Source organism: Pseudomonas sp. ME-P-057 (genome assembly GCF_030208975.1).
Taxonomy (GTDB): Bacteria; Pseudomonadota; Gammaproteobacteria; order Pseudomonadales; family Pseudomonadaceae; genus Aquipseudomonas; species Aquipseudomonas lutea.
The window spans coordinates 56,910-83,040 of the sequence record NZ_JARVSX010000018.1; the positions used below are offsets into that span (position 1 = coordinate 56,910).

Below are 26,131 nucleotides of genomic sequence, written 5' to 3' on the forward strand. Positions count from 1 at the left end.
GGCGAACCGCGTCGGCCTTCTTCGCCAGCAAGCCGGCTCCTACAGACGGCAGCGTCGTCAGACGCCCAGGTAATCCAGAATCCCTTCCGCCGCATTACGGCCTTCGTAGATTGCCGTCACCACCAGGTCAGATCCACGCACCATGTCGCCGCCCGCAAAGATCTTTGGGTTGCTGGTCTGGTGCTTGAACTGGCCCTGTTCCGGCGCTATCACGCGGCCCTGGCTGTCGACCTGGATACCCTGCAGATCGAACCAGGTCGCCGGGCTCGGGCGGAACCCGAACGCGATGACCACGGCATCGGCCGGGATAATCTCTTCGGAGCCGGGGATCGGCTCGGGGCTGCGACGGCCTCGTGCGTCAGGCTCGCCAAGACGCGTTTCAACCACCTTCACACCCTCGACCCGGTCTTCGCCGACAATCGCGATAGGCTGACGGTTATAAAGAAACTTCACGCCTTCCTCCTTGGCGTTTTTCACTTCCTTGCGCGAACCTGGCATGTTCTCTTCATCGCGGCGATAAGCGCAGGTTACCGACTTGGCGCCTTGACGGATCGAGGTGCGGTTGCAGTCCATTGCTGTGTCACCACCGCCGAGTACAACGACTTTCTTGCCCTTCATGTCGACGAAATCTTCCGGCGACTTTTCAAAACCCAGGTTACGGTTGACGTTGGCGATGAGGAAATCCAGCGCGTCGTGCACCCCCGGCAGGTCTTCGCCAGGGAAGCCGCCTTTCATGTACGTGTAAGTGCCCATGCCCATGAACACCGCGTCGTACTCCTCCAGCAACTGCTCGACGGTGATGTCCTTGCCGATCTCGGTATTGAGGCGGAACTCGATACCCATCCCGGTGAAGACTTCGCGGCGGTTGCTCAATACGCTCTTCTCAAGCTTGAACTCGGGAATGCCGAACGTCAGCAGCCCGCCGATTTCCGGGTTCTTGTCGAAGACTACCGGTGCCACGCCACCGCGTACCAGAATGTCGGCGCAGCCCAGCCCCGCAGGGCCTGCACCAATGATCGCCACGCGCTTGCCGGTCGGTACGACGCGGGACATGTCCGGGCGCCAGCCCATGGCAAATGCGGTGTCGGTGATGTATTTCTCGACCGACCCGATGGTGACAGCACCGAAGCCGTCGTTAAGGGTGCACGCACCTTCGCACAGACGGTCCTGCGGACAGACACGGCCGCAGACTTCCGGCAGCGTGTTGGTCTGGTGCGACAGCTCGGCCGCCGCCAGGATGTTGCCTTCCGAGACGAGCTTGAGCCAGTTGGGAATGAAGTTATGCACAGGGCATTTCCATTCACAATATGGGTTGCCGCAACCCAGGCAACGGTGGGCCTGATCGGCCGACTGCTGAGGTTTGAAAGGTTCGTAGATCTCCACGAACTCTTTCTTGCGTTGCCGCAGCAGTTTCTTTTTCGGGTCTTTACGCCCGACTTCGATGAACTGGAAGTCGTTACTGAGACGTTCAGCCATTTGGAGCCTCTTCGCGGCAGCTTCAAGCGACACGCTTCAAGCTGCAAGAAAATCAAATTCATTCGGTACACGAGCTACAAGTTTGACGCTCCAAACTTGCAGCTTGCGGCTGCTTTATTGCGGATTCGCGCGGGTGCTGGACAACAGTGACTTCAAGCTCGCAGCTTTCGGCTTCACCAACCAGAAGCGGCGCAGATAGTCATCCAGGTTTTCCCAGAGATTGCGGCCCCACTCGCTGTCGGTTTCCGTCACGTATTCAGCCAGCACGCGCTCCAGATGGCTGCGATAGGCCTCCATCGCTTCACCGCTGATGCGCTGGATTTCGACCAGTTCGTGGTTGACCCGGTCAACGAATGTGTTGTCCTGATCGAGCACGTAAGCAAAGCCACCGGTCATGCCAGAGCCGAAGTTGTAGCCGGTCTTGCCCAGGACGCAGACGAAACCGCCGGTCATGTACTCGCAGCAATGGTCGCCAGTGCCCTCGACAACCGTGTGAGCGCCGGAGTTACGCACCGCGAAACGCTCGCCCGCCGTGCCCGCCGCGAACAACTTGCCGCCGGTTGCGCCGTACAGGCACGTGTTGCCGATGATCGCGCTGTCCTGGGTTTTGAACGGGCTGCCTTTTGGCGGCACGATCACCAACTTGCCCGCGGTCATGCCTTTGCCGACGTAGTCGTTGGCGTCGCCTTCCAGATACATGTTCAGGCCGCCGGCATTCCACACGCCGAAGCTCTGCCCGGCGGTGCCCTTGAAGCGGAACGTCACCGGCGCATCATTCATGCCCTGATTGCCGTGCAGCTTGGCGATCTCGCCAGAAATCCGCGCGCCGATGGAGCGGTCGCAGTTGCAGATATCCAGTTCGTAGTCGCCACCGCTCTTGCCCTGAATGGCCGAGATCGCCAGCTCGACCATTTTCTCGGCCAGCAGACCTTTGTCGAACGGCGGGTTGCGATCAACCTGACTGAACTGCGGTTTGTCGGCCGGGATGTGATCGCTGCCCAGCAGCGGCGTCAGGTCCAGATGCTGCTGCTTGGCGGTTTCGCCCGGCAGGATTTCCAGCAGGTCTGTACGCCCGATCAGCTCTTCGAGAGAACGCACACCCAGCTTGGCGAGCCACTCACGGGTTTCTTCGGCCACGTAGGTGAAGAAGTTGATCACCATGTCGACGGTGCCGATGTAGTGATCCTTGCGCAGCTTGTCGTTCTGCGTGGCCACGCCGGTGGCGCAGTTGTTCAGGTGGCAGATGCGCAGGTATTTGCAGCCCAGCGCGATCATTGGCGCGGTGCCGAAGCCGAAGCTTTCAGCGCCGAGAATGGCGGCCTTGATCACGTCGAGACCGGTTTTCAGACCGCCGTCGGTTTGCACACGGACTTTGCCGCGCAGGTCGTTGCCGCGCAGGGTCTGGTGGGTCTCGGCCAAACCGATTTCCCACGGCGAACCTGCGTATTTGATCGACGACAGCGGAGATGCACCGGTGCCGCCGTCGTAGCCGGAAATTGTGATCAGGTCAGCGTAAGCCTTGGCCACACCCGCCGCAATCGTGCCCACACCTGCCTCGGCCACCAGCTTGACCGAAACCAGCGCCGCCGGATTGACCTGCTTGAGGTCGAAAATCAGCTGCGACAGGTCTTCGATCGAGTAGATATCGTGATGCGGCGGTGGCGAAATCAACGTCACGCCCGGTACCGCATACCGCAGTTTGGCGATCAGGCCATTGACCTTGCCGCCTGGCAATTGCCCGCCCTCGCCCGGCTTGGCGCCTTGCGCAACCTTGATCTGCAGCACGTCGGCGTTGACCAGGTATTCAGGCGTCACGCCAAAACGACCCGTCGCGATCTGTTTGATCTTGGAGCTGCGGATGGTCCCGTAGCGCGCCGGATCTTCGCCGCCCTCGCCAGAGTTGGAGCGCGCACCCAGACGGTTCATCGCTTCGGCCAGCGCCTCGTGCGCTTCAGGCGACAGTGCGCCCAGCGAAATCCCCGCCGAGTCAAAACGCTTGAGGATGCCTTCGAGGGGCTCGATCTCATCAATGCCCAGCGGTGTATCAAGCTCCTTGACCTTGAGCAGGTCGCGGATCATCGACACGGGACGGTTGTCCACCAGCGCTGTGTATTCCTTGAACTTGCTGTAATCGCCCTGCTGTACGGCGGCTTGCAGCATCGCCACCACGTCAGGGTTGTAGGCGTGGTACTCGCCGCCATAGACAAACTTCAGCAGGCCGCCCTGCTGGATCGGCTTGCGCGCGCTCCAGGCTTCGAAGGCCAGCGCTTTTTGCTCAGCTTCGATGTCGACGAAACGAGCACCCTTGATGCGGCTTGGCACACCCCGGAAGCTCAGCTCGCAGACTTCTTCGGACAGCCCGATGGCCTCGAACAGTTGCGCGCCACGGTACGACGCCACGGTGGAAATCCCCATTTTCGAGAGAATTTTCAGCAGGCCCTTGGTGATGCCTTTGCGGTAGTTCTTGAAGACCTCGTACAGATCGCCCAGCACTTCACCGGTGCGGATCAGGTCACCCAGCACTTCGTATGCCAGGAACGGATACACCGCCGACGCACCGAAGCCGATCAATACGGCGAAATGGTGCGGGTCGCGTGCTGTAGCGGTCTCGACGAGGATGTTGCTGTCGCAGCGCAGGCCTTTTTCGGTCAGGCGGTGGTGCACCGCGCCGGTGGCAAGCGATGCGTGGATCGGCAACTTGCCCGGCGCGATATGGCGGTCGCTCAAGACAATCTGGGTCTTGCCCGAACGCACGGCTTCTTCAGCCTGATCCGCGACGTTGCGCACGGCCGCTTCCAGGCCCATGGTTTCGTCGTAATTCAGGTCGATGATCTGACGATCAAAGCCCGGACGATCAAGGGTCATCAGCGAGCGCCACTTGGCCGGAGAAACAACCGGCGAGCTGAGAATCACGCGAGAAGCGTGCTCCGGCGACTCCTGGAAAATATTGCGCTCGGCACCGAGGCAGACTTCCAGCGACATGACTATGGCTTCGCGCAGCGGGTCGATCGGCGGGTTGGTGACCTGCGCGAACTGCTGACGGAAATAGTCGTATGGCGTGCGGACGCGACGGGACAGCACCGCCATTGGCGTGTCATCGCCCATGGAGCCGACCGCTTCCTGACCTTGCTCACCCAGCGGGCGCAGGATCTGATCACGCTCTTCGAACGTGACCTGGAACATTTTCATGTACTGCTTGAGCTGATACGGGTTGTAAAACGCCGAGCCGTGGTCGTGGTCTTCCAGCGTCGCCTGAATGCGCAGCGCATTTTTGCGCAGCCACTGCTTGTACGGGTGGCGCGACTTGAGACGGCTGTCGATGGCATCGGTGTCGAGGATCTGCCCGGTTTCGGTGTCCACAGCAAAGATCTGACCCGGCCCGACACGGCCTTTGGCAATCACGTCCTCGGGCTTGTAGTTCCAGACGCCGATTTCCGACGCCAGAGTGATATAGCCATTCTTGGTCGTGACCCAGCGTGCAGGGCGCAGGCCGTTGCGGTCGAGCAGGCAGACAGCATGGCGACCTTCGGTCATGACGATACCGGCCGGGCCGTCCCACGGCTCCATGTGCATGGAGTTGAATTCGTAAAATGCGCGCAGGTCCGGGTCCATGGTCTCGACGTTCTGCCACGCAGGCGGCACGAGCATGCGCACGCCACGGAACAGGTCGATGCCGCCGGTGACCATCAGCTCCAGCATGTTATCCATGCTCGAAGAGTCGGAGCCCACGCGGTTGACCAACGGGCCCAGTTCGTCGAGGTCCATCAAATCGTTGCTGAACTTGGTGCGACGGGCCTGTGCCCAGTTGCGGTTACCGGTGATCGTATTGATCTCGCCGTTGTGGGCGAGGAAGCGGAATGGCTGAGCCAGCGGCCACTTCGGCAGGGTATTGGTCGAGAAACGCTGGTGGAACACGCAGATCGCGGTTTGCAGGCGTTCGTCGTTGAGGTCCGGGAAAAATGCCGTGAGATCACGCGGCATCATCAGGCCTTTATAGATGATGGTCTTGTGCGAAAAGCTGCAGATGTAATGGTCGGTGTCGGCAGCGTTGGCGACCGATGAACGGCGACGGGCGCAGAACAGCTTGATCGCGAATTCCTGATCGCTGAGGCCTTCGCCGCCGATGAAGACCTGTTCGATCTTCGGCAGACGCTCAAGCGCCAGCCGGCCCAGCACGCTGGTGTCGATCGGCACCTGACGCCAGCCGATCAACGTCAGCCCGGCCGCCAGGATTTCTCGGTTCATGTTCTCGCGGGCCGCTTCGGCCCTGGCGTCGTCCTGATTGAGGAAGACCATGCCTGCGCAATACTGGCGCGGCAGGTCGACACCAAAGTGCTCGGTAGCCACCGCACGCAGGAAAGCGTCGGGCTTTTGCATCAATAGACCGCAACCGTCGCCGGTCTTGCCGTCGGCATTGATACCACCACGGTGGGTCATGCAGGTCAGGGCTTCGATAGCCGTCTGCAACAGGTGATGACTGGGCTCGCCTTGCATATGGGCGATCAGGCCGAAACCACAGTTATCCTTGAATTCTTCCGGATGGTACAGACCTGCTTTCATAGACACATTCTCACCAGGCTGCCTCTTAACGAGACAAATTTCTTTTCAATTCAACCATTTACCATCCACGCCGAACGTACGCCGGCTTTGCGGGAGCAAAAGGGAGGTCATTGTACACAGCGACACAAGTCCTCACAAATTTGGCGACGAACTGTCGCAAATTTATGTCGCATTCATGAAAGGTTTTATATCGATTCTCGTGCTAGCCAGAGCTCTTTTGCGAGTCTGACCAATGAGAGCCCGAAGATCAATGTGTGTCTGAGACGCAGACAGCGCAAGGCGCGCTGCTCATTGGCAGCACGCTCATGCGTGATAATCGGGGGAGCCAAGCGAGGGACCCGGATAAGATCCCTGCGTCATCAGCGTGCGGCAGCGAGTTCCTGTTGGATGCTGCCGACGGTACGAGGCCAAGGTTTACCAGCCTGAACCTTCTCTGGCAAGGCCTTGATAGCAGTGAGCGCTGCATTGCGATCAGCGAAACTGCCGTAGGTCACCACATACAGAGGCTTGCCCTGCAGGGTTTTCTTGAAATAACGGTACTCGGCGCCCTGCTCTTTTACGTAGCTTTGGGCAGTGGTTTCAGAGCTCGTGCCCAGGATCTGCACCACGTAATGCGTGGGAGCCTGACCTGAATACCAGCCACTGCCCGCTGCGCCAGACGCTGCAGCTGCCGGAGCAGCAGGCTTGGCTGCCGGGGCCGGAGCAGGCTTGGCAGTCGCCACCTGAGTCGGCGCAGGCGCAGGCTTGGCGGCAGGAGCGGGCGCCGGAGCAGGTGTAGGCTTGGCGGCGGGCGCCGGGCGTGGCGCTGGAACCGGCTGCTGCGCCATGCTTGGAGCAGGCCCTGCCGATGCACCCGCAGGTGGCGCAGTGGTGGTTACCGTCGGCGGCTGCAGCGATTGATTGGCGGCGGCACCGCCGTCTTCACCGTCACCCTCACCCGAGCCCGCCGCTTCAGCCAGAGGTGTGCGTGTAACCGGTTGCGAGCTCCCGTTCATCGGCAACGGCATTGGCTGCGAATTGCCGGCGAACTCGATCGCCGGGCCACCGTTGTTCGATTGTTGAGCCGGCGCCTGGCCCTGACCCAGAGGCAGTTGAGCCTGAGAGTTGGCTGGCGCCGTAGCGGGTGCGTTGCTGCGACCTGGAATCAACCACGCAGCGAGGACCGCCGCGACAACAACCCCACCCAAAGCCAACACGTGTTTCTTAGGCATCTTGAACCCCATACTTGGACGCTTGACCGCAGAGCGGCTGGCAATCATGGCTTCGATCATCGAATCGCGCGCGACCTGATTAATCGCACCTGGCCATCCACCGGACTGCTCATGGATATCGCTGATCTGCTCGGCGCTGAACAATCCAACGCCCTGCCCGGCGCCGTCGAGACGCTGAGCCAGATACTCACGGGTTTCTTCTTCGGTATACGGCGCGAGTTCGATAACGTGGAAGCGTTCTTCCTCCGTACCGCTCTCGGCGCACAATTGATCCAGGCGATCAATGATCGAAGCCTCGCCGAACAGGAAGACATGCGGGCGCCCTTCCGGGGTACCTGCCGCCAATCCCAACAACGCTTCGAGTGCGGATTCGCCCAGTTGTTCGGCATCGTCCACCAGGATGTAGACCTCCTGGCCTGTCAGCGCCAGCTGCACGACTTGTGACAGGATCGGACGCATTTCCGCCTGTGCGACGTTCAGCGCCTGCGCAACCTGGCGCAACACGCCTGTCGCATCGCCTGCACCGCGCGCCGAGACCACGACGCTTTGCACCGACTGTTTGTTGGTGCTCGCCACCAGCGCCTGACGCAGCAACGTCTTGCCGCTGCCCTGGGGGCCCGTGACCACCAACAGCAACTGGCTGTAGCGTGCGAGATGATGCAGCTGACCCAGCACGGGCTTGCGCTGTGCAGGGAAGAATTTGAAGCCGGGGACCCGCGTTGCAAAGGGGTCATGACTCAACTGGTAATGACCGAGGAAGGCCTCATCGGCGTGCAAACTAGTCATGGATTTCTCATTAACCTCTAAGCTGATCCACCAAGGCGCGGTAATCCGCGACCAGTGTGGCCTGTAGTACTTCTTGTGGATATTCGTCGGTCACTACTGCCTCGCCGATGCGACACAACAGCACCAGGCGCAGACGACCGTCTATGACCTTTTTGTCCACCGCCATGTGCTCGAGGAAATGCTCGGGCGTCATGTCTTCAGGCGGAACGACCGGCAAACCGGCACGCTGAAAAATACGGATGCCACGGTCGCGCTCTTGCTCGGTGATCCACCCCAGACGTGCGGACATTTCAAGGGCCATTACCGTACCTGCCGCCACTGCCTCGCCGTGCAGCCATACCCCATACCCCATGTGCGTTTCGATGGCGTGGCCGAACGTGTGGCCCAGGTTGAGTGTGGCACGCACACCGGATTCCCGCTCATCGGCACCCACCACCGCAGCCTTGGCCGCGCAAGAACGCTCGATGGCTGTGGTCAGCGCGACCTGATCCAGCGCGCGCAGCTTGTCCACGTTCTCTTCGAGCCATGTCAGGAAGGGTTCGTCACAGATCAGGCCGTATTTGATGACCTCGGCGAGACCGGCCGACAGTTCCCGTTCGGGCAAGCTGTTCAGCGAAGCTGTGTCGATCAAGACTGCATTTGGCTGGTAGAACGCGCCGACCATGTTTTTGCCCAGCGGGTGATTAATGCCGGTTTTACCACCGACCGATGAATCTACCTGAGACAACAGCGTGGTCGGTACCTGAATGAATTCCACACCACGTTGATAACAGGCAGCCGCGAAGCCGGCCATGTCCCCGATCACGCCACCGCCCAACGCAATCACGGTGGTGCGACGATCATGGCGCGCAGTCAAGAGCGCGTCGAAAATGGTTTGCAGGGTTTCCCAGTTTTTGAAGGCTTCGCCGTCGGGAAGCACAATCGGCAAGACGCTGTAACCGGCGAGGGATTGAGTAAGGCGCTCCATGTACAGCGGAGCGACCGTGGCGTTTGAAACGATCGCCACTTGTTTCCCGGCTATGTATGGCTTGAGCAACTCGGGCTGATCCAGCAAGCCTTCGCCGATGTGAATCGGGTAGCTGCGTTCGCCAAGCTCGACCTTGAGTGTCTGCATGTGTCCCCACGCTGTTAACAATTGGTTGCCTGTGTCTGTGCGTCACGAAACGCCAACACTGGCTATGGCGCAAGGCCATTTCACGACCCCGCTTTTTATGGTCGCCGAGGATAGCGCATTTCCGTCTGCGCTTTAACGGGGAGGAAGCTCGGCCAGAAGGGCAAGGATGTCGATGACCACCATTCGGGGCGGCCGCTCATCGGTTTGGATGATCACATCGGCGATTTCCCGGTACAGCGGATCGCGGATAGCCAGCAGTTCGCGCAGCACGCGCGCGGGGTCGGCGGTGCGCAGCAATGGCCGGTTGCGGTCCCGGGAAGTCCGGCCCACTTGCTGCTCGACCGAGGCATGCAGATACACCACCCGACCACCGGCGTACAATGCGCGGCGGTTTTCTTCGCGCATGACCGCGCCGCCGCCGGTAGCCACCACCACGCCATCGAGCGCGCAGAGCTCGGCAATCATTGCCTGCTCCCGGTCGCGAAAGCCTGCCTCACCTTCTTTATCGAAGATCCAGGGGATATTGGCGCCCGTTCGCAGTTCGATTTCCTTGTCGGAATCCTTGAACGGCAGTCGAAGCTCTTTGGCCAGCAAGCGGCCGATGGTGCTCTTACCCGCCCCCATCGGCCCCACAAGTATTAAATTTCGCACAGAATCAACGACTCACAGCAATCGCCTGGTTGTTCATGATACGCGGAGTGAGGAAGACCAATAGCTCGGATTTTGACTCCGAGACCACATCGCGCCGGAAAAGGCGGCCAACATACGGCACATCGCCCAAAAATGGCACCTTGTCGACGACTTTACTTTGCGTGTTGGAGAACACCCCGCCAATAACTATGGTCTCGCCGTCGGCTACCAACACCTTGGCATTGACCTCGTTTTTCTTGATGGGCGGAACTCCAAGCACCGTGTTCACGTAGTCCGGTTCATCCTTCGTGACCTTGACCTCCATGATGATGCGGTTATCCGGAGTGATCTGTGGCGTTACTTCCAGCGACAGCGAAGCCTCTTTGAACGACACCGACGTCGCGCCGCTCGAACTGGCCTCCTGATACGGCACCTCCGTACCTTTCAGGATTTTCGCGGTTTCCTTGTCCGACGTAACGACCTTCGGCTGCGAAACGACTTCACCATTCCCGCTCTTCTCCATCGCCGTCAGTTCGAGATCGAGAATCGTATTGTTGGTCAGGAAACCCAGACCGATCGACGAGGTGGCATCGGTCACGCCCATGTCCACATAAGGTCCGTTGGTCGCCGCTGCGCCGGTGACTGTGCCATTGCCGCCAGTGGTGAAATTCCCCCGGTTGCTCGATCCGCCCCAGCGCACGCCCAGAGCTTTGTCATAGTCGACATTCGCTTCAACGATGCGCGCCTCGATCATGACCTGACGCACCGGGATATCCAGCTGCGAAACGATGCGGCGCAGCTCATCCAGGCGATCCTGAGTCTGGTAGGCAATGATGTTGTTGGTACGCTCATCGACCGTGATCGAGCCGCGCTCGTCGGTTTTCGATTCCGCACTGGTCACCGACTGAAAGAGCTTGGCGATATCGGCAGCCTTGGCATAGTTCACTTGCAGCAACTCACGACGCAGCGGCGCCAACTCGGAAATCTGCTTCAGCGACTCCAGCTCCTGACGCTCACGGGCGGCGATCTCATCAGCGGGCCCGACCAGCAAAACATTACCGATCTTGCGCTTGTCCAGACCTTTGGTTTTAAGCACCAGATCCAGCGCCTGATCCCACGGCACGTTTTGCAGGCGCAGGGTGATACCGCCCTGGACCGTGTCACTGGCAACCAGATTGAGGTTGGTGAAATCGGCGATCAGCTGCAGAACCGACCGGACATCGATGTCCTGGAAATTCAGCGACAGTTTCTCGCCGGTATAGACCAGTTTTTCCGAGTTACGGCGCTCCTGATCCTCGTTGGTCAATGGACGCACGCTGATGGTCAGCTTGTTTTCCGTCTGGTAGGCGGAATAATCGAACGCGCCAGACGGCTCGATCGAAATGCTGGCTTTGTCGCCGCTGACACTTGAATTGACGAACTGCACCGGCGTGGCGAAATCCTTCACGTCGAGGCGCACGCGCAACGGATCCGGCAACTGAGTCTTGGCGAAGTCGACGCGAATCTTGCCGCCCTGCTCCTGAATATCCGGAGCAATACCGGTGTCGCTCAGTTCGATGATGACGTTGCCCTCACCGAGCTCTCCGCGTTGGAAATCGACATTTTTCACCGACCGCGGGCCGGGAGCGTAGGAACGGGCGACAGGCTTCGATTGCGCGGGGGGCACGCTCACCCGCGGCGCGCCCAGGGCGGTACTGGGCTGTGAGCCTTGCGCCGCAGCCGCACCCTGGCCCACGACCACGAACAGGTTGTTGCCTTCTACCCGAGAGCTGTACGGCGCGAGCGTGGTGAGGTTGATGATCACCCGCGTGCGATCCTTGGCCTCGACGACCACCACGCTATGCGCATTGCCTGAACCCAGGTCACGGCTCTTGATCGCCAACTGGCTGGTGACACCCGGCAGGTCAAGCGCGATCCGCGCCGGTTGCTCGGTGGTGTAACCACGCGGCGCCGCCACTGGGCCATCGAAGGACAACTTCAATTCGACTCGATCCCCCGGCAGTGCTGCTACGTCCAGCGTCTTGAGGTTCGCTGCCTGAAGAATCGGTGAAAGCAGCGCCATCCCTAGCGACACGCCGATAATCGAAAGAATCCTGTTCATGTTCACATTCCACCACTGTGCAGATTCGAAGGTGCTGCGCTTGCTTGCCGTCTTCATGAGCGTTCCTTGAGCGAGATGCTGAGCGGACGCTCCAGCCACGCCCCCTCACCATCCGGCACGATTTCCATCACCTGAACTGCGGAATCGCTGATTGCCGTAATCCGGCCATCGTTGCGGCCCAGGTAATCGCCCACTTTCACCCTATGCACGCCGCCCGCCCCGCGAAGCAACGCGAACGTCCCGCTTTCGTTACTCAACGTACCCACCATTTCAAAGGAATCGATGTTGAAGCCCTCAAGGAACTGCTTGACCCGGGTCGGGTCGGGCTGGACCAGATGCGAGCCCCTCTGACGGTTGACCAGATCGATTTTGACCGGCGGCTGAAACGGGCTGCGCAGGCTCGCCGCCGCATAGGTAAAGGCTTCATATGGCCGGAACTTGGGCATTGGCTCAATGGTGCCGACCGGACGCGCGCGAACCTCGCCCATGTACTGCTTCAGATCGTCAAATTCATCCGAGCTGCCACAGCCTGCGAGCCCCATCAGCGTGACGCCGAGGTACAACCAACGCATCGCCCTCATTTCGCAGGCCCTTTCGTGTCGATGTTCTGAACGCCTTTATCGTTATAACGGTAGGTCTTGGCCAGAATGCTCATGCGCAGTTTCGCCGGGGACTTGGCATCCAGCGGCTTGATCTCGAAGTCATGCAGCGTGACGATTCGCGGCAGACTGGCCACCCCACTGGCGAAGGTTGCCAGGTCGTGATAGCTGCCGGTCACAGTGATCTGGATAGGCAATTCAATATAAAACTGCTGCGCTTCCTCGGGGAGCAGCTTGATTTCCTCAAACTCAAGACCGCTGCCCAGGCCCGTACGGGTGATGTCTTCCAGCAAGCCCGGGACTTCGGTATCGCTCGGCAACTGACGTAGCAGCGCACCGAAGGTGTTTTCCATCTCCACCATTTGGCTCTTGTAAGCCGCAAGGTTCGCCGCTTGATAGGCCTTGGTCGCAAACTGCTCTTTAAGCGCTACTTCTTCACTGCGCGCCTGATCCAGCTGAGCCTGCATGTCCTGGATGTAGAAGAAATAGCCACCTGCCAGCACCAGCGCCAACAACAGAGCGCCAGCGATGGTTTTTACGGCCGCAGGCCAGGACCCCAGGTTGTTGACGTCCAGATCGTTGATGTCGATCTTGCGCAGGCTGTCCAGCCATTCACTCATGTTCATGGCTTGACCCCCTCAACCGCCGGCTGCGTCTGACGTACCGTTAACTGGAAGGTGTTGGTTTGATCCACGCCGCCCGCGGTATTGGCCTTGACCTCCGTCAGGCTCGGAGACTCCAGCCAGTCGGACGCGTCCAGGTTACGCAGCAGATCCGAGACCCGGTTGTTGGACTCGGCTGCACCGGAGATGCTGATCATCTGCCCCGTCATTTTTACGTCGTTGAAGAACACGCCGTCTGGCAGTGTGCGAGCCAGCTGGTCAAATACGCGGCCGATGATGGGTCGATTGCCCTGCAGGTCCTGGATGATCTTCATGCGTTCCAGCAATTGCTTGCGGCGCGCCTTCAGCTCGCTGATTTCCTTGATACGAGCGTCCAGCTGAACGATTTCGGTTCTGACAAACTCGTTGCGCGCATTCTGGTGAGCGATGGCACTGCTCAAATATTGATCAGCCAGAAGAACCGCACCTACGCCGACGACCAATACGCCGGCCAGCGCAAGGATAAAGCGCTTCTTGCGCGCCTCACGTTGCTGCTCGCGCCAGGGTAGTAAGTTGATCCGTGCCATTAGTCGAAGCTCCTCAATGCAAGACCGCATGCGATCATCAGTGCGGGAGCGTCGCTGGCGAGGGCGCCGGCGTTGACTTTGGCGCTCAGCGCCATATCAGCGAAAGGGTTTGCAACCAGCGTCGGTGTGCCAAGACGCTCCTGAATCAGCCGATCAAGACCCGATATAGAGGCAGTGCCTCCCGCGAGCATGATGTAGTCGACGCGGTTGTACTGGCCGGCCGCAAAGAAAAACTGCAGCGAGCGGGACACTTGTTGAACCACCGCATCCTTGAAGGGCTGCAGCACTTCGGAGACATAGTCGTCAGGCAGTCCACCCTGTTTTTTGGCAAGACCGGCTTCACTCACCGATAAACCATAGCGGCGCTGAATTTCCTCAGTGAGCTGACGACCGCCAAATAACTGTTCACGGGTATAGATGATGCGGCCGTTGTGCAGCACGCTGAGGGTGGTCATCGTCGCGCCGATGTCGATGACGGCGACCGTCAACTGCTCGTGATCCTGGCCCAACTGTGCGGACAACAGGCCAAACGAGCGTTCCAGCGCATAGGCCTCGACATCCACCACGCGTGCAGTGAGACCCGCCAATGCCAACGCCGCTTCCCGGACCTCGACGTTTTCCTTGCGGCATGCTGCCAGAAGCACCTCAACGCGCTCGGGATTGCGCGCCGAATAGCCCTGGACTTCGAAATCGATAGCGACTTCTTCAAGGGGATAGGGAATGTACTGATCGGCTTCGATCTTGAGTTGGTTTTCCATCTCGTCGTCGGAAAGGCCCGCATCCATCTCGATCGTCTTGGTAATAACAGCCGATCCGGCGACCGCAACCGCCGCGATTTTGACGTTGCTCTTCGCTTTTACCAGCAAACGCGTCAAAGCACTGCCGACCCCTTCAAGCTCCGCGATGTTCTTTTCGACGACCGCATTGGCAGGCAGCGGCTCGACCGCATAAGACTCGACCTTGTAACGGGTGCCGGAACGACTCAATTCAAGGAGCTTTACCGAGGTGGAGCTAATATCGATCCCTAGAAGGGTGTTGGCCTTCTTACTGAAGAGTTCGAACACAACCGATTCCCTATGCGTTTCCGTCACTTACGGATGATTTCTGGTGCCACGTCATTGTCGGCTGACTTGACAGTAGCGCAAATAACGCTCGTCGACGAAAAATGCTTATAATGCCCAGCGTTTTTTTCGTGTAGCAAAGCTTCAAGGCGTGTTCATTTGTAAATGCCTGCGCTTAACCCATTCTTTTTTCTGGAAATCCAAAAGCCTTGATACGCCTGCTGAAGTTTTTCTGGTGGTCCATCGTCGCGGTCGTCTGTGGGCTGCTGCTCGGCCTGAGCGGCGCCTTTCTCTATCTGGCGCCCAATCTGCCTTCGGTCGATGCCCTGCGCAATATTCAGCTGCAGATCCCGCTGCGGGTGTTCAGCAGCGACGGCAAGCTCATCGCAGAGTTTGGCGAAATGCGCCGTTCTCCGATCCGTTTCGCCGATATTCCGCCCAATTTCATACACGCCCTGTTGTCGGCCGAAGACGACAACTTTGAAAACCACTATGGCGTGGACCCAAGCAGCCTGATGCGCGCGGCGAGTCAGTTGGTCAAGAGCGGTCACATCCAGTCCGGCGGCTCGACCATCACCATGCAGGTTGCGAAAAACTATTTCCTGACCAGCGAGCGCAGTTTTTCGCGCAAAACCACCGAGATTCTCTTGGCCTTGCAAATCGAGCGCCAACTTACGAAAGACGAGATTCTCGAGCTGTACGTTAACAAGATCTACCTGGGCAACCGTGCTTACGGCATCGAGGCCGCGGCACAGGTTTACTACGGCAAATCCATTCGTGACCTGAGCGTCGCACAAATGGCGATGATCGCGGGCCTGCCAAAGGCGCCGTCACGATTCAACCCACTGGCGAACCCGGTGCGTGCCAAAGAGCGCCGCGACTGGATCCTGGGGCGCATGTTCAAACTCGGGAAAATCGACCAGAACACCTACCAGACCGCACTCGTCGAGCCCATCAACGCCAGCTATCACGTCCAGAGCCCGGAAGTGAACGCGCCGTACATCGCCGAAATGGCCCGAGCCGAAATGGTCGGCCGTTATGGCAGCGAAGCCTATACAGAAGGTTTTCGGGTCACGACTACCGTGCCCAGCAACCTTCAGGAAGACGCCAACAAGGCCGTCCAGGACGGGCTGATCGAGTATGACCAGCGCCATGGCTACCGTGGGCCGGAGAGCCGTTTTCCCGGTTTGACGCGCGACGGCTGGGTGCAGGAATTGAGCAAACAGCGTCCAATCAGCGGCCTGGAGCCGGCCATCGTTACGCAGGTCGACAAAACCGGTATCCGTGTGCTGACGCGCAGTGGCGAAAATGAAGAAAGCGTGGCTTGGGACAGTATGAAATGGGCCAAGGCGTTTTTGAACACCAACAGCGTTGGCGCCAATCCCAAGCAGCCCGCAGACATCGCCCACGTCGGCGATCTGGTGCGCTTGCAGCGTCAGCCGGATAACTCGCTCAAGTTCAGCCAGCTTCCCGTGGCGCAGAGCGCGCTGGTTTCGCTGGATCCGCAAAACGGCGCGATCCGGGCTCTGGTTGGCGGCTTTGCGTTCGAGCAGAGCAACTACAACCGCGCCATGCAGGCCAAGCGCCAACCGGGTTCCAGCTTCAAGCCGTTCCTCTATTCGGCCGCGCTGGACAACGGCTACACCGCCGCAAGCCTGGTAAATGACGCACCGATCGTATTTGTCGACGAAGCCATCGACAAAGTGTGGCGCCCCAAGAATGACACCGGCACCTTCCTGGGCCCGATCCGCCTGCGTGAAGCGCTGTACAAGTCGCGCAACCTGGTGTCGATCCGCCTGCTGCAAAGCCTGGGGGTGAACACTGCGATCAATTACATCACCCGGTTTGGCTTCAACAAGCAGGACCTGCCGCCCAACCTGTCCCTCGCACTGGGCACCGCAACCCTGACGCCGATGGAAATCGTCAGCGGCTGGAGCGCGTTCGCCAATGGCGGTTATAAGATCAGCCCGTACCTTATCCAGAAGATCGAAGACCGAGAGGGCAAGACGCTGTTCGTCGCCAATCCGCCGACCGTCCCGGCCAACGACCCGAACCCCAAAGCCGTCAGCGAAGCTGCAATCAGCAGCGCGTCGACGTACGCAGCCCCGGAAACACCGCCACTGACCGCCAACGTCGTACCGAACGCCCTGGATGCCCCGGGCGGCGCACCTGCACCTGTGGTGGCGGAACGGATTGTTGACGGCCGCACAACGTACATCCTCAACAGCATGCTGCAGGACGTGATCAAGCGGGGTACCGGTCGCCGCGCACTGGCAATGAATCGTCCGGATATTGCTGGTAAAACGGGTACAACCAACGACTCGAAGGATGCGTGGTTCACCGGCTACAACGCTGATTACGTGACCACGGTGTGGACCGGCTTCGATCAGCCGGAAAGTCTGGGGCGCCATGAGTTCGGTGGCACCGTCGCGCTGCCGATCTGGATGAAGTACATGAGCGCTGCACTGAAAGACAAACCGCCTCATGTCCAGGCCGAGCCGGACGGTATCCTCAGCCTGCGTATCGACCCGATCAGCGGCCGCTCCGCAACGCCAAGCACGCCCGGTGCGTTCTTCGAGCTGTTCAAGAGCGAGGACACCCCGCCCAGCGTCAACGAACTCGGTGGCAGCCCTCCTTCAGGCAGCCCACTGCCAGCGGACGAATCGGCCCCGATCGATCTGTTCTAATCATGGAATAGAGCGTTGTGACCAAAAAGCCCTGCATCTGCGCAGGGCTTTTTTATGCCGCTCAGCCAATAGCCGTTGAACTGGCACGCCGACGATCTCGGCGCGACGCACCCTCCGCAGGAGCCGGCTTGCCGGCGAAGGCGTCGGGGCAGCTAATAGTAACTTCGCTGACCCACCGCCATCGCGGGCAAGCGCGCTCCTACAGCTTTGCGCCGGCCTCGACGCTCCCGTCAGCAGGATATACACACCAATCTGTAGGAGCCGGCTTGCTGGCGAAGGCGGTGGGTCAGCGATAAACGCGTAGGCTGACACGACTGGTTCGCCAGCAAGCCGGCTCCTACGATTGCCGGGGGAAGGTCCGAGCCCCCCCGGCACGACGCAAAACCAGCGACCACAAAAAAGCCCTGCATCTGCGCAGGGCTTTTTTATGCCGCTCAGCCAATAGCCGTTGAACCTGGCACGCCAACGATCTCGACCCCTCTGTAGAAGCCGGCTTGCTGGCGAGGCGTCGGGCCGTCGATAGTAACTTCGCTGACCCACCGCCATCGCGGGCAAGCGCGCTCCTACAGTTTTGCGTCGGCCTCTACGCTCCCGTCAGCAGGATATACACCGATCTGTAGGTGCCGGCTTGCTGGCGAACCCGATTAATCAGCGATAAAAGTGTCGACTGACACGACTGGTTCGCCAGCAAGCCGGCTCCTACGATTGCCGGGGCAAGGTCCCAGCACCCCGGCACGACGCAAAACCAGCGACCACAAAAAAGCCCTGCAGCTGTGCAGGGCTTTTTTATGCCGCTCAGCCAATAGCCGTTGACTGGCACGCCGACGATCTCGGCGCGACGCACCCTCCGCAGGAGCCGGCTTGCCGGCGAAGGCGTCGGGGCAGTCGATAGCAACTTCGAAGACCCACCGCCATCGCGGGCAAGCGCGCTCCTACAGTTTTGCGTCGGCCTCTACGCTCCCGTCAGCAGGATATACACCAACCTGTAGGAGCCGGCTTGCTGGCGAAGGCGGTGGGTCAGCGATAAACGCGTAGGCTGACACGACTGGTTCGCCAGCAAGCCGGCTCCTACGATTACCGGGGGAAGGTCCGAGCCCCCCCGGCACGACGCAAAACCAGCGACCACAAAAAAGCCCTGCATCTGCGCAGGGCTTTTTTTTACGCCGCTTGGCTATCAGCCGTTGAACACGTCATCCACGCTCTTCAGCGGGTAGTGCTTTGGATACGGCAGGGTTGCGACGCCGCTTTCGATGGCAGCTTTTGCAACGGCATCGGAAACAACGGTCAGCAGGCGCACATCCAGCGGTTTTGGAATGATGTACTCACGGCCGAATTCCAGGGCGATGCCGCCGTAGGCATCGCATACTTCCTGAGGAACCGGCAGCTTGGCCAGCTCACGCAGGGCGTTGGCCGCGGCGATTTTCATCTCTTCGTTGATGCGTTTGGCACGAACGTCCAATGCGCCACGGAAGATGAACGGGAAGCCCAACACGTTGTTGACCTGATTAGGGTAGTCCGAACGACCGGTCGCCATGATGACGTCATCGCGCGTGGCGTGGGCCAGCTCTGGCGAAATTTCCGGATCCGGGTTCGAACAGGCGAACACGATCGGGTTGGCTGCCATCGACTTCAGGCCTTCAGCGCTCAGCAGGTTCGGACCGGACAGGCCGACGAATACGTCAGCGCCTTCCAGTGCATCGGCCAGGGTGCGCTTGTCGGTGGAGTGGGCGAACTGAGCCTTGTACTGGTTCAGGTCGGTCCGGCCGTCGTGAACGACGCCGCTGCGATCGATCATGAAGATATTTTCGATCTTCGCGCCCATGCTCACCAGCAGCTTCATGCAGGAAATGGCCGCCGCACCAGCGCCCAGACAGACGATCTTTGCCGCTTCCAGGGTTTTGCCAGCGATTTCCAGGGCGTTGATCATGCCGGCCGCAGTCACGATCGCGGTACCGTGCTGGTCGTCGTGGAACACCGGAATGTCGCACTGCTCGATCAGCGCTTTTTCGATCTCAAAGCACTCAGGTGCCTTGATGTCTTCCAGATTGATGCCACCAAAGGTGATGGAAATGCGGCGCACGGTGTCGATGAAGGCCTGCGGGCTTTCAGAGTCGACTTCGATGTCAAACACGTCGATACCGGCAAAGCGCTTGAACAGCACCCCCTTGCCTTCCATGACTGGCTTGGACGCGAGCGGACCAAGGTTACCCAGCCCCAGAATTGCAGTGCCATCAGAGATGACCGCTACCAGATTGCCTTTGCCGGTGTACTTGTAGGCAAGCTCCGGATCGCGACCGATTTCGCGGACCGGCTCAGCCACACCCGGGCTGTAGGCCAGCGACAGATCGCGAGCAGTGGCGGTGGCTTTGGTGAGCTCGACGCTGAGTTTCCCGGGACGCGGATGGGCGTGATATTCGAGAGCGGCAGTTTTCAAATCTGACATGGGGGCATTCCGCTTTTTGGTGTTGGACAGACGGACCGCCGAGCATACGCAAGTCATAAAGTCCTAACAAGACTGGCGGGTCATCTGTGTCAAGAGGCCGCATCTACGACTTTCAGCGTAGAACCGCAGCATACGCGGCTTAGCGAGTCCACAATCCCGCCTATAAGTGTCTACAATTTATTTATTGATTGTATCCAGCATGACCGGATGAGTGATTGGCATCATCCAGCGTGGCTGGCCTGACTTCAGACCGCCGCGACGGGATCGATCAACGACCCAGCCCCGCGCTTCGACCTGTTGCCCTTTAAGGCGCTGGATGGCAGGCACATCAAACTGGCCGACCAGCTTGGGGGCGATGCGAAGCACCACAGAGTTGCCGAACTCGATCCATACGCCGCCGCCATTGCGCTGCACCTCGGTCACGCGGCCGCTGAGCACTGCAAAGCCGCCGCTGTTGACGCGCTCGACCGGCACGACCGGCGAGTTGCGCCAAAGACCAAGGCGGGCCTGACGAGCTGACTGCTCTGCAGCCTTCTGGCAATTCACCAGGGCGACGTTCGGAGACACCGCGACGAGGTAGCCCAGCCCTTCCGAGAGAAGTTGCGCTTCGAAATTGGCGTTATCGTGCCCATACACGTTGGCCAGCGTGCGGCCGTAGTGATCGGCCGGCTGCTCACCCACACGCAGCCTGACCTCTCCGTCGCTAGCGTCTACCAGCGTCTGCAAGCGACGCTTGGCGGCTTCGGCGAAAGGCTCGGCGGCCTGACCTTTCTTGCCGGTTTCAGGTGTGTTCAGACCAATCATGCGAACGCTGCGCCCATCACTGAGGCGCAACGTGTCGCCATCAACCACTCGCTGCACGCTGACCACAGGCAACGAAGGTGGCGCCGGACACAGCGCCTGGGCTGTGGAAAGCCAAAACGCAGACATAAAAAAGGCGCCCGCGAGGGACGCCTTTTCAAGCAGCCTGGAGAAACGCACTGGTAACTCCAGAACGGCCAACCTTACTCTGCAGCAGCAGGAGCTTTGGTTGGACCGAACGCACCGAAACGCGACTTGAACTTGTCGACACGACCGCCGACGTCCAGAGTTTTTTGCTTGCCGGTGTAGAACGGGTGGCACTCGTTGCACACGTCCAGGCTCAGAGGCTTGGCCAGTGTGGAACGGGTTTTGATGACATTGCCGCAGCTGCAGGTTGCGTCAATGGCTTCGTAAACTGGATGGATATCGGATTTCATGGGTATTTCCTCGGGCTATCGTGCCGCCACCCAACACTATTGTTGAATACCGCACGGAATTAGGCCGCGCATATTAACAGACATTGCCAATCACGCAAGGGAACGTTGAGGCCGGCCGTCTGCTAAGATCGCGCCCTTCGTCATACCCCGTAACAGGATATCCCCCGCGTGCCCGACGCCATCTTGCGCCTCGCCCTGCCCTCGCCGCTGCGTCGCCTGTTCGACTACCTCGCTCCCGCAGGTGTTGCGCGCAGTGCACTGCAGCCGGGAATGCGCCTGCGGGTGCCCTTCGGCCGCCGGGAGATGATCGGTGTGCTGGTGGAAGTCGTCGATAAAAGCGATGTGCCGGCCGACAAACTCAAACCCGCCATCGCCGTGCTCGACAGCGAACCGCCGCTGCCGCCCGCGCTCTTCAAGCTCTGTCTGTGGACGGCGCAGTACTACCAGCACAGCCTCGGCGACACACTAAGCTGGGCGCTGCCCGTGCTGCTGCGTCAGGGCGAGCCTGCGGAAGCACGGCAGGACCGCTTCTGGCAGGTCGCGCCAGACGCCAGCATCGATGATCCGCGCATCGCCCGCGCACCGAAGCAAAAAGAGGCGCTGCGCACGCTGGCCCAGCACCCGCATGGGGTGGCCCACCAGCTGTTGAGCAAACTGATGCTCAACCGCGAGAGCCTCAATCTACTGCTCGCCAAGGCCCTGGTGACCGTCGAGGTGCGCGGTCATGCTCCGGTGGAGCGGCACGAACATTGGCTGGCGCAGCCGGAGCTTCCGCTCAATACCGAACAGCGCGCCGCTTATGAGGCGATTCGCTCAGGATTCGGCAGTTTTCATGCGTCTTTGCTGGCAGGCGTGACGGGCAGCGGCAAGACCGAGGTGTACCTGCAACTCATCCGCGAGACGCTGGAAGCAGGCAAACAGGCGTTGGTGCTGATTCCTGAAATCAACCTGGGCCCGCAGACCCTTGCGCGTTTCGAGCAACGATTCAACGCACGCATCGCGCTGCTGCACTCGGCCGTCAATGATCGCGATCGACTGGATGCCTGGCTGGCGGCCCGCGATGGCGAAGCCGACATCATCATCGGCACCCGCTCGGCGCTGTTCACCCCGATGAAAAACCCGGGGCTGATCATCATCGATGAGGAACACGACGGCTCGTATAAACAGCAGGAAGGCTTGCGCTATCACGCCCGTGATCTGGCGCTGGTACGGGCGCGTCAGGAAGACATTCCCATTGTGCTCGGCTCGGCCACACCGTCGCTGGAGAGCCTGCACAACGCTTACACCGGGCGGTACGCGCTCCTGCGTTTGAACGAGCGTGCAGGCGGGGCTCAGCAGCCACGTTTCCTGCGCCTGGATGTAAAAAGCCGTCCTCTGGACAGCGGCATATCGGGCCCCATGCAGCAAGCCATCGGCCAGACCCTGGCAGCAGGCCAGCAGGTGCTGGTGTTCCTCAACCGTCGCGGCTTTGCGCCGACGCTGCTGTGCCATGACTGTGGCTGGCTATCGGAATGCACGCGCTGCGACGCGCGCATGACGGTGCATCAACGCTCGGGCGAGCTGCGTTGCCACCACTGCGGGCATGTCGAACGCGTGCCGCGCAACTGCCCGGCGTGTGGCAAAGTCGATCTGCGCCCTGTGGGTGCGGGTACCGAGCGCGCCGAAGAGCGACTGGCGATACTGTTTCCGGACTTCCCCGTGCTGCGCGTGGACCGGGACAGCACCTCGCGCAAGGACGCGATGAATCAACTGTTTGCCACCATCCAGAAGGGTCAGCCATGCATTTTGGTGGGCACCCAAATGCTCGCAAAAGGGCATCATTTCCCCCGCGTAACTCTGGTGTCGATTCTGGACGCCGACGGCGGACTGTTTTCGGGCGACTTTCGCGCCAGCGAGCGCATGGCCCAGCTGATTGTGCAGGTTGCAGGCCGGGCTGGTCGCGCAGAAGAGCCGGGTAAAGTCATCATCCAGACCCATTTGGCTGACCACCCGCTGCTGATCCAGCTCACCGAGCAGGGCTATTTCGCCTTTGCCGAGCAGGCCCTCAGCGAACGTCGCGCCGCAGGGCTGCCGCCCTTTTCGCACTTGGCATTGCTGCGCGCAGAGGCGCACAAGCCAGGCCAGGCCGAGGGTTTTCTGGACGAAGCCTGCAGCGAAGCAGAGCGCTTGCTCAAGGACATGGCACTGGGTGGCATCGAATTACTGGGGCCGGTTCCAGCCCCCATGGAACGACGCGCCGGACGCTATCGCGCCCAGTTGCTGGTTCAAGCCAACGCCCGCGCACCACTGCACAAGCTGCTCGCGACCTGGCTGCTGGCACTGGAAAACATGCCAAGCGGGCGACAGGTGAGATGGTCACTGGATGTCGACCCGGTGGATCTTTATTGACCCGGATCCCCAGACCGCACATCCAACGCGGTTGGCAAGGGCGCCCCGGCCACGGATAATGCCCAGTTTTTCCACCCGCGCATCCAGGCGCTGCCGCGCTTGCGGTCGAAAGAGAGCACCATGAAAGACACCATTCGCCAGCTGATTCAACAAGCTCTGAGCCAACTCGTCACCGATGGCGTCTTGCCGGAAGGGCTGACGCCGGCGATTCAGGTGGAGAACGCCAAGGACAAAAAGAACGGCGACTTCGCCAGTAACATTGCGATGATGCTGGCCAAACCTGCCGGCCTTAAACCGCGCGATCTGGCTGAAAAGATCGTTGCCGCGCTGCCTGCCGACGAGCAGGTCACACGGGTTGATATCGCCGGCCCCGGCTTCCTTAATTTCTTCCAGAACACGCAGGCGTTGGCCACACGCCTTGATCAGGCCTTGGCGGACGAAACGCTGTCCGTGCGCAAGGCTGGTGCTGCCCAGCGGGTCGTCGTCGATCTGTCCGCGCCGAACCTGGCCAAAGAGATGCACGTGGGCCACTTGCGTTCGACCATCATCGGCGACGGCGTTGCCAGTGTACTCGAGTTTCTGGGCGACACCGTGATCCGTCAGAACCATGTAGGTGATTGGGGCACTCAGTTCGGCATGCTGCTCGCCTACCTGCAGGAAACGCCCGCGACCAGCGATGAGCTGTCCGACCTCGAAGACTTCTACCGCGCCGCCAAAGGTCGCTTCGACGCATCCGAGGAATTTGCCGAGCGTGCGCGTGGCCTGGTGGTCAAGTTGCAAGCGGGCGACGCCGAGTGCCTGAGCCTGTGGACCCGCTTCAAGGACATTTCCCTCTCGCACTGCCAGGAAGTGTACGAGCGCCTCAACGTCAAACTTACGCCGAAGGACGTCATGGGCGAAAGTGCCTACAACGACGACCTCGCCAATGTCGTGGCCGATCTGAAGAAGACCGGGCTTCTGGTCGAAAGCAATGGTGCGCAGTGCGTGTTCCTTGAGGAATTCAAAACTGCCGAGGGCACACCGCTTCCGGTGATCGTGCAAAAGGCCGGCGGCGGTTATCTCTATGCCACCACGGACCTGGCAGCCATCCGCTATCGCAGCAATGTGTTGAAAGCCGATCGAGTGCTGTATTTCGTCGACCAGCGTCAGGCGCTACATTTCCAGCAAGTGTTTGAAGTCGCCCGCCGTGCCGGGTTTGTCACCAATGGCATGCAAATGGAGCACATGGGCTTCGGCACCATGAACGGCGCCGATGGCCGCCCGTTCAAGACCCGCGATGGCGGCACGGTCAAGCTCGTCGACCTGCTCGACGAAGCCGAAGAGCGCGCCTACGCGCTAGTCAAAGAGAAGAACCCGGACGTCGTCGAGGAAGAGTTGCGCGTAATCGCCAAAGCCGTGGGCATCAGCGCCGTGAAATATGCGGACTTATCCAAGCATCGCGCCAGCGACTACAGCTTCAACTTCGACCAGATGCTGAGCTTCGAAGGCAACACTGCGCCGTATTTGCTGTATGCCTATACCCGCGTGGCCGGCGTATTCCGCAAGCTGGAAGAAAAAGGCGAAAGCTTCGACGCGAGCCAGGGACGGATCCTCCTGGATGCGCCGCAAGAGCAAGACCTCGCCGCACGTCTGGCGCAGTTTGGCGAAACCCTCAACACTGTCGCCGACAAGGGCACGCCTCATGTGCTCTGCGCGTACCTGTATGACCTCGCCGGTCTGTTTTCCAGCTTTTACGAGAATTGCCCGATTTTGGCGGCAGAGAACCCTGAGCAACAGCAAAGTCGTTTGCGCCTCGCCGCCCTGACCGGTCGCACCCTCAAGCAAGGCCTGCAGTTGTTGGGTCTGGACACTCTGGAGCGTATGTAAGTTGGCCGTTAAAAAGAAACCTGCTCCCAAGCGCGGCGCCAGCCGGTATCAGGCTCCCGCGAAGACGCCGATTCCAGGCTGGGTGTGGATGGCGATCGGCTTGACCGTCGGCGCTTTCGTCGTTTTCCTGATGAAACTCGAACCCGGCAGTGGCGACGACATCAAGCGCGTCAAGGCTGAAGCCAAGGCCGCGAAAATCGCCGAAGCGAACAAGACGCCGCCGAGCCCGACCGCTCCGGTGAAGCCCAAGTACGACTTCTACACGCTGCTGCCTGAGTCGGAAGTCATCGTGCCGAACGAAGCGGTGCCGGAGAAGACGCCACCGGTGGTTGCGCCGAGCACTCCGGTTTCGCCTGAACAGGCCGCCAAGATTGACACCGCTCGCGCTCAGGCTGCGCTTAGCGGCTTGACGCCTCCGCCTGCACCTCCGGTGGCCAAGCCTGCGGCGGTGACAACGTTCTTCCTGCAAGCGGGCTCGTTCCGCAAACAGGCCGACGCCGAAAAGGTGCGTGCGCAGATCATCCTGCTGGGCCAGGCCGCGACGGTAGAGTCGGGCACGGTCAAGGATGAGACCTGGTACCGCGTTCTGGTCGGCCCGTTCAGCAACCGTGAACAGCTGACCACGGCGCAAAAGCAACTGGCGGGCGGCGGATTCAGCAACCTGTTGCTGCAACAGCGCCAGGCTCGTTAACGCCTGATACTCGCGCTAATCATTGAGTGATCGTTCCGCGCACTGCGTGGTAACGATCACGAAGTGATACGCAACGCCATTCATCCCTCAA

17 protein-coding genes are annotated in these 26,131 nt (G+C 60.2%); 4 read left to right on the forward strand and 13 right to left on the reverse strand.

Translation table 11 applies throughout. The annotated features are described in order from the left end of the window. Positions 1–57: 57 nt before the first annotated feature. The 10 genes from QRN48_RS09370 to QRN48_RS09415 form a co-directional block, all read right to left on the reverse strand. On the reverse strand, positions 58–1,476 hold the full coding sequence (locus QRN48_RS09370) for a glutamate synthase small subunit GltD family protein (protein WP_285350210.1): 1,419 nt from the start codon (positions 1,474–1,476) through the stop codon (positions 58–60). A gap of 114 nt (positions 1,477–1,590) precedes the next feature. Then, complete coding sequence (gene gltB / locus QRN48_RS09375; RefSeq protein WP_285350212.1) at positions 1,591–6,036, reverse strand: glutamate synthase large subunit; 4,446 nt, start codon at positions 6,034–6,036, stop codon at positions 1,591–1,593. 359 nt (positions 6,037–6,395) lie between these two features. Beyond that, positions 6,396–8,033: an AAA family ATPase gene (locus QRN48_RS09380; RefSeq protein ID WP_037016012.1), complete on the reverse strand. Its 1,638-nt coding sequence runs from the start codon at positions 8,031–8,033 to the stop codon at positions 6,396–6,398. A 10-nt stretch (positions 8,034–8,043) separates the two neighbouring features. After that, a complete protein-coding gene (aroB, locus tag QRN48_RS09385) occupies positions 8,044–9,147 on the reverse strand; it encodes a 3-dehydroquinate synthase (protein WP_285350213.1) in 1,104 nt (367 codons plus the stop codon). Between the two features lie 132 nt (positions 9,148–9,279). Further along, entirely contained in the window at positions 9,280–9,798 is a 519-nt protein-coding gene (aroK, locus tag QRN48_RS09390; protein ID WP_285350214.1) for a shikimate kinase AroK, read from the reverse strand. A 4-nt stretch (positions 9,799–9,802) separates the two neighbouring features. Beyond that, positions 9,803–11,878, reverse strand: coding sequence for a type IV pilus secretin PilQ (locus QRN48_RS09395; RefSeq protein ID WP_191943079.1), 2,076 nt, complete (start codon positions 11,876–11,878; stop codon positions 9,803–9,805). A gap of 53 nt (positions 11,879–11,931) precedes the next feature. Further along, positions 11,932–12,459 (reverse strand): type 4a pilus biogenesis lipoprotein PilP, encoded by a 528-nt coding sequence (gene pilP, locus QRN48_RS09400; RefSeq protein ID WP_037016021.1) that lies wholly within the window; start codon positions 12,457–12,459, stop codon positions 11,932–11,934. Beyond that, a complete protein-coding gene (gene pilO / locus QRN48_RS09405) occupies positions 12,456–13,103 on the reverse strand; it encodes a type 4a pilus biogenesis protein PilO (protein ID WP_285350217.1) in 648 nt (215 codons plus the stop codon). Before pilO ends, pilP begins: the two co-directional genes overlap by 4 nt. After that, the gene (locus QRN48_RS09410; protein ID WP_037016026.1) at positions 13,100–13,666 is read right to left on the reverse strand and encodes a PilN domain-containing protein; all 567 of its coding nucleotides are present in this window, start codon (positions 13,664–13,666) and stop codon (positions 13,100–13,102) included. The genes pilO and QRN48_RS09410 overlap by 4 nt, the downstream gene beginning before the upstream one ends. Beyond that, complete coding sequence (locus QRN48_RS09415; protein ID WP_037016028.1) at positions 13,666–14,730, reverse strand: pilus assembly protein PilM; 1,065 nt, start codon at positions 14,728–14,730, stop codon at positions 13,666–13,668. The genes QRN48_RS09410 and QRN48_RS09415 overlap by 1 nt, the downstream gene beginning before the upstream one ends. Before the next feature lie 209 nt (positions 14,731–14,939). Here QRN48_RS09415 and QRN48_RS09420 point away from each other — a divergent pair, with 209 nt between their 5' ends. After that, a complete protein-coding gene (locus QRN48_RS09420; protein WP_502944590.1) occupies positions 14,940–17,414 on the forward strand; it encodes a penicillin-binding protein 1A in 2,475 nt (824 codons plus the stop codon). Positions 17,415–18,588: 1,174 nt separating this feature from the next. Here the strand turns inward: QRN48_RS09420 and QRN48_RS09425 are convergent. The 3 genes from QRN48_RS09425 to rpmE form a co-directional block, all read right to left on the reverse strand. Beyond that, positions 18,589–19,857 carry a malic enzyme-like NAD(P)-binding protein gene (locus QRN48_RS09425; protein ID WP_037016034.1) on the reverse strand — a complete coding sequence of 423 codons (1,269 nt, stop codon included), beginning with the start codon at positions 19,855–19,857 and terminating at the stop codon, positions 18,589–18,591. Positions 19,858–20,034: 177 nt separating this feature from the next. Continuing rightward, a complete protein-coding gene (locus tag QRN48_RS09430) occupies positions 20,035–20,838 on the reverse strand; it encodes a thermonuclease family protein (RefSeq protein ID WP_285350224.1) in 804 nt (267 codons plus the stop codon). A gap of 23 nt (positions 20,839–20,861) precedes the next feature. Continuing rightward, positions 20,862–21,095, reverse strand: coding sequence for a 50S ribosomal protein L31 (gene rpmE, locus QRN48_RS09435; protein WP_037016040.1), 234 nt, complete (start codon positions 21,093–21,095; stop codon positions 20,862–20,864). Between the two features lie 168 nt (positions 21,096–21,263). On the opposite strand from rpmE, the gene QRN48_RS09440 reads away from it, so the two are divergent. From QRN48_RS09440 to QRN48_RS09450, 3 genes are all read left to right on the forward strand, one after another. Next, complete coding sequence (locus tag QRN48_RS09440; RefSeq protein WP_191942662.1) at positions 21,264–23,483, forward strand: primosomal protein N'; 2,220 nt, start codon at positions 21,264–21,266, stop codon at positions 23,481–23,483. A gap of 120 nt (positions 23,484–23,603) precedes the next feature. Next, a complete protein-coding gene (argS, locus tag QRN48_RS09445; protein WP_285350226.1) occupies positions 23,604–25,349 on the forward strand; it encodes an arginine--tRNA ligase in 1,746 nt (581 codons plus the stop codon). A 1-nt stretch (position 25,350) separates the two neighbouring features. Further along, the gene (locus tag QRN48_RS09450) at positions 25,351–26,040 is read left to right on the forward strand and encodes an SPOR domain-containing protein (protein WP_037016048.1); all 690 of its coding nucleotides are present in this window, start codon (positions 25,351–25,353) and stop codon (positions 26,038–26,040) included. The last annotated feature ends 91 nt before the right edge of the window (positions 26,041–26,131 follow it).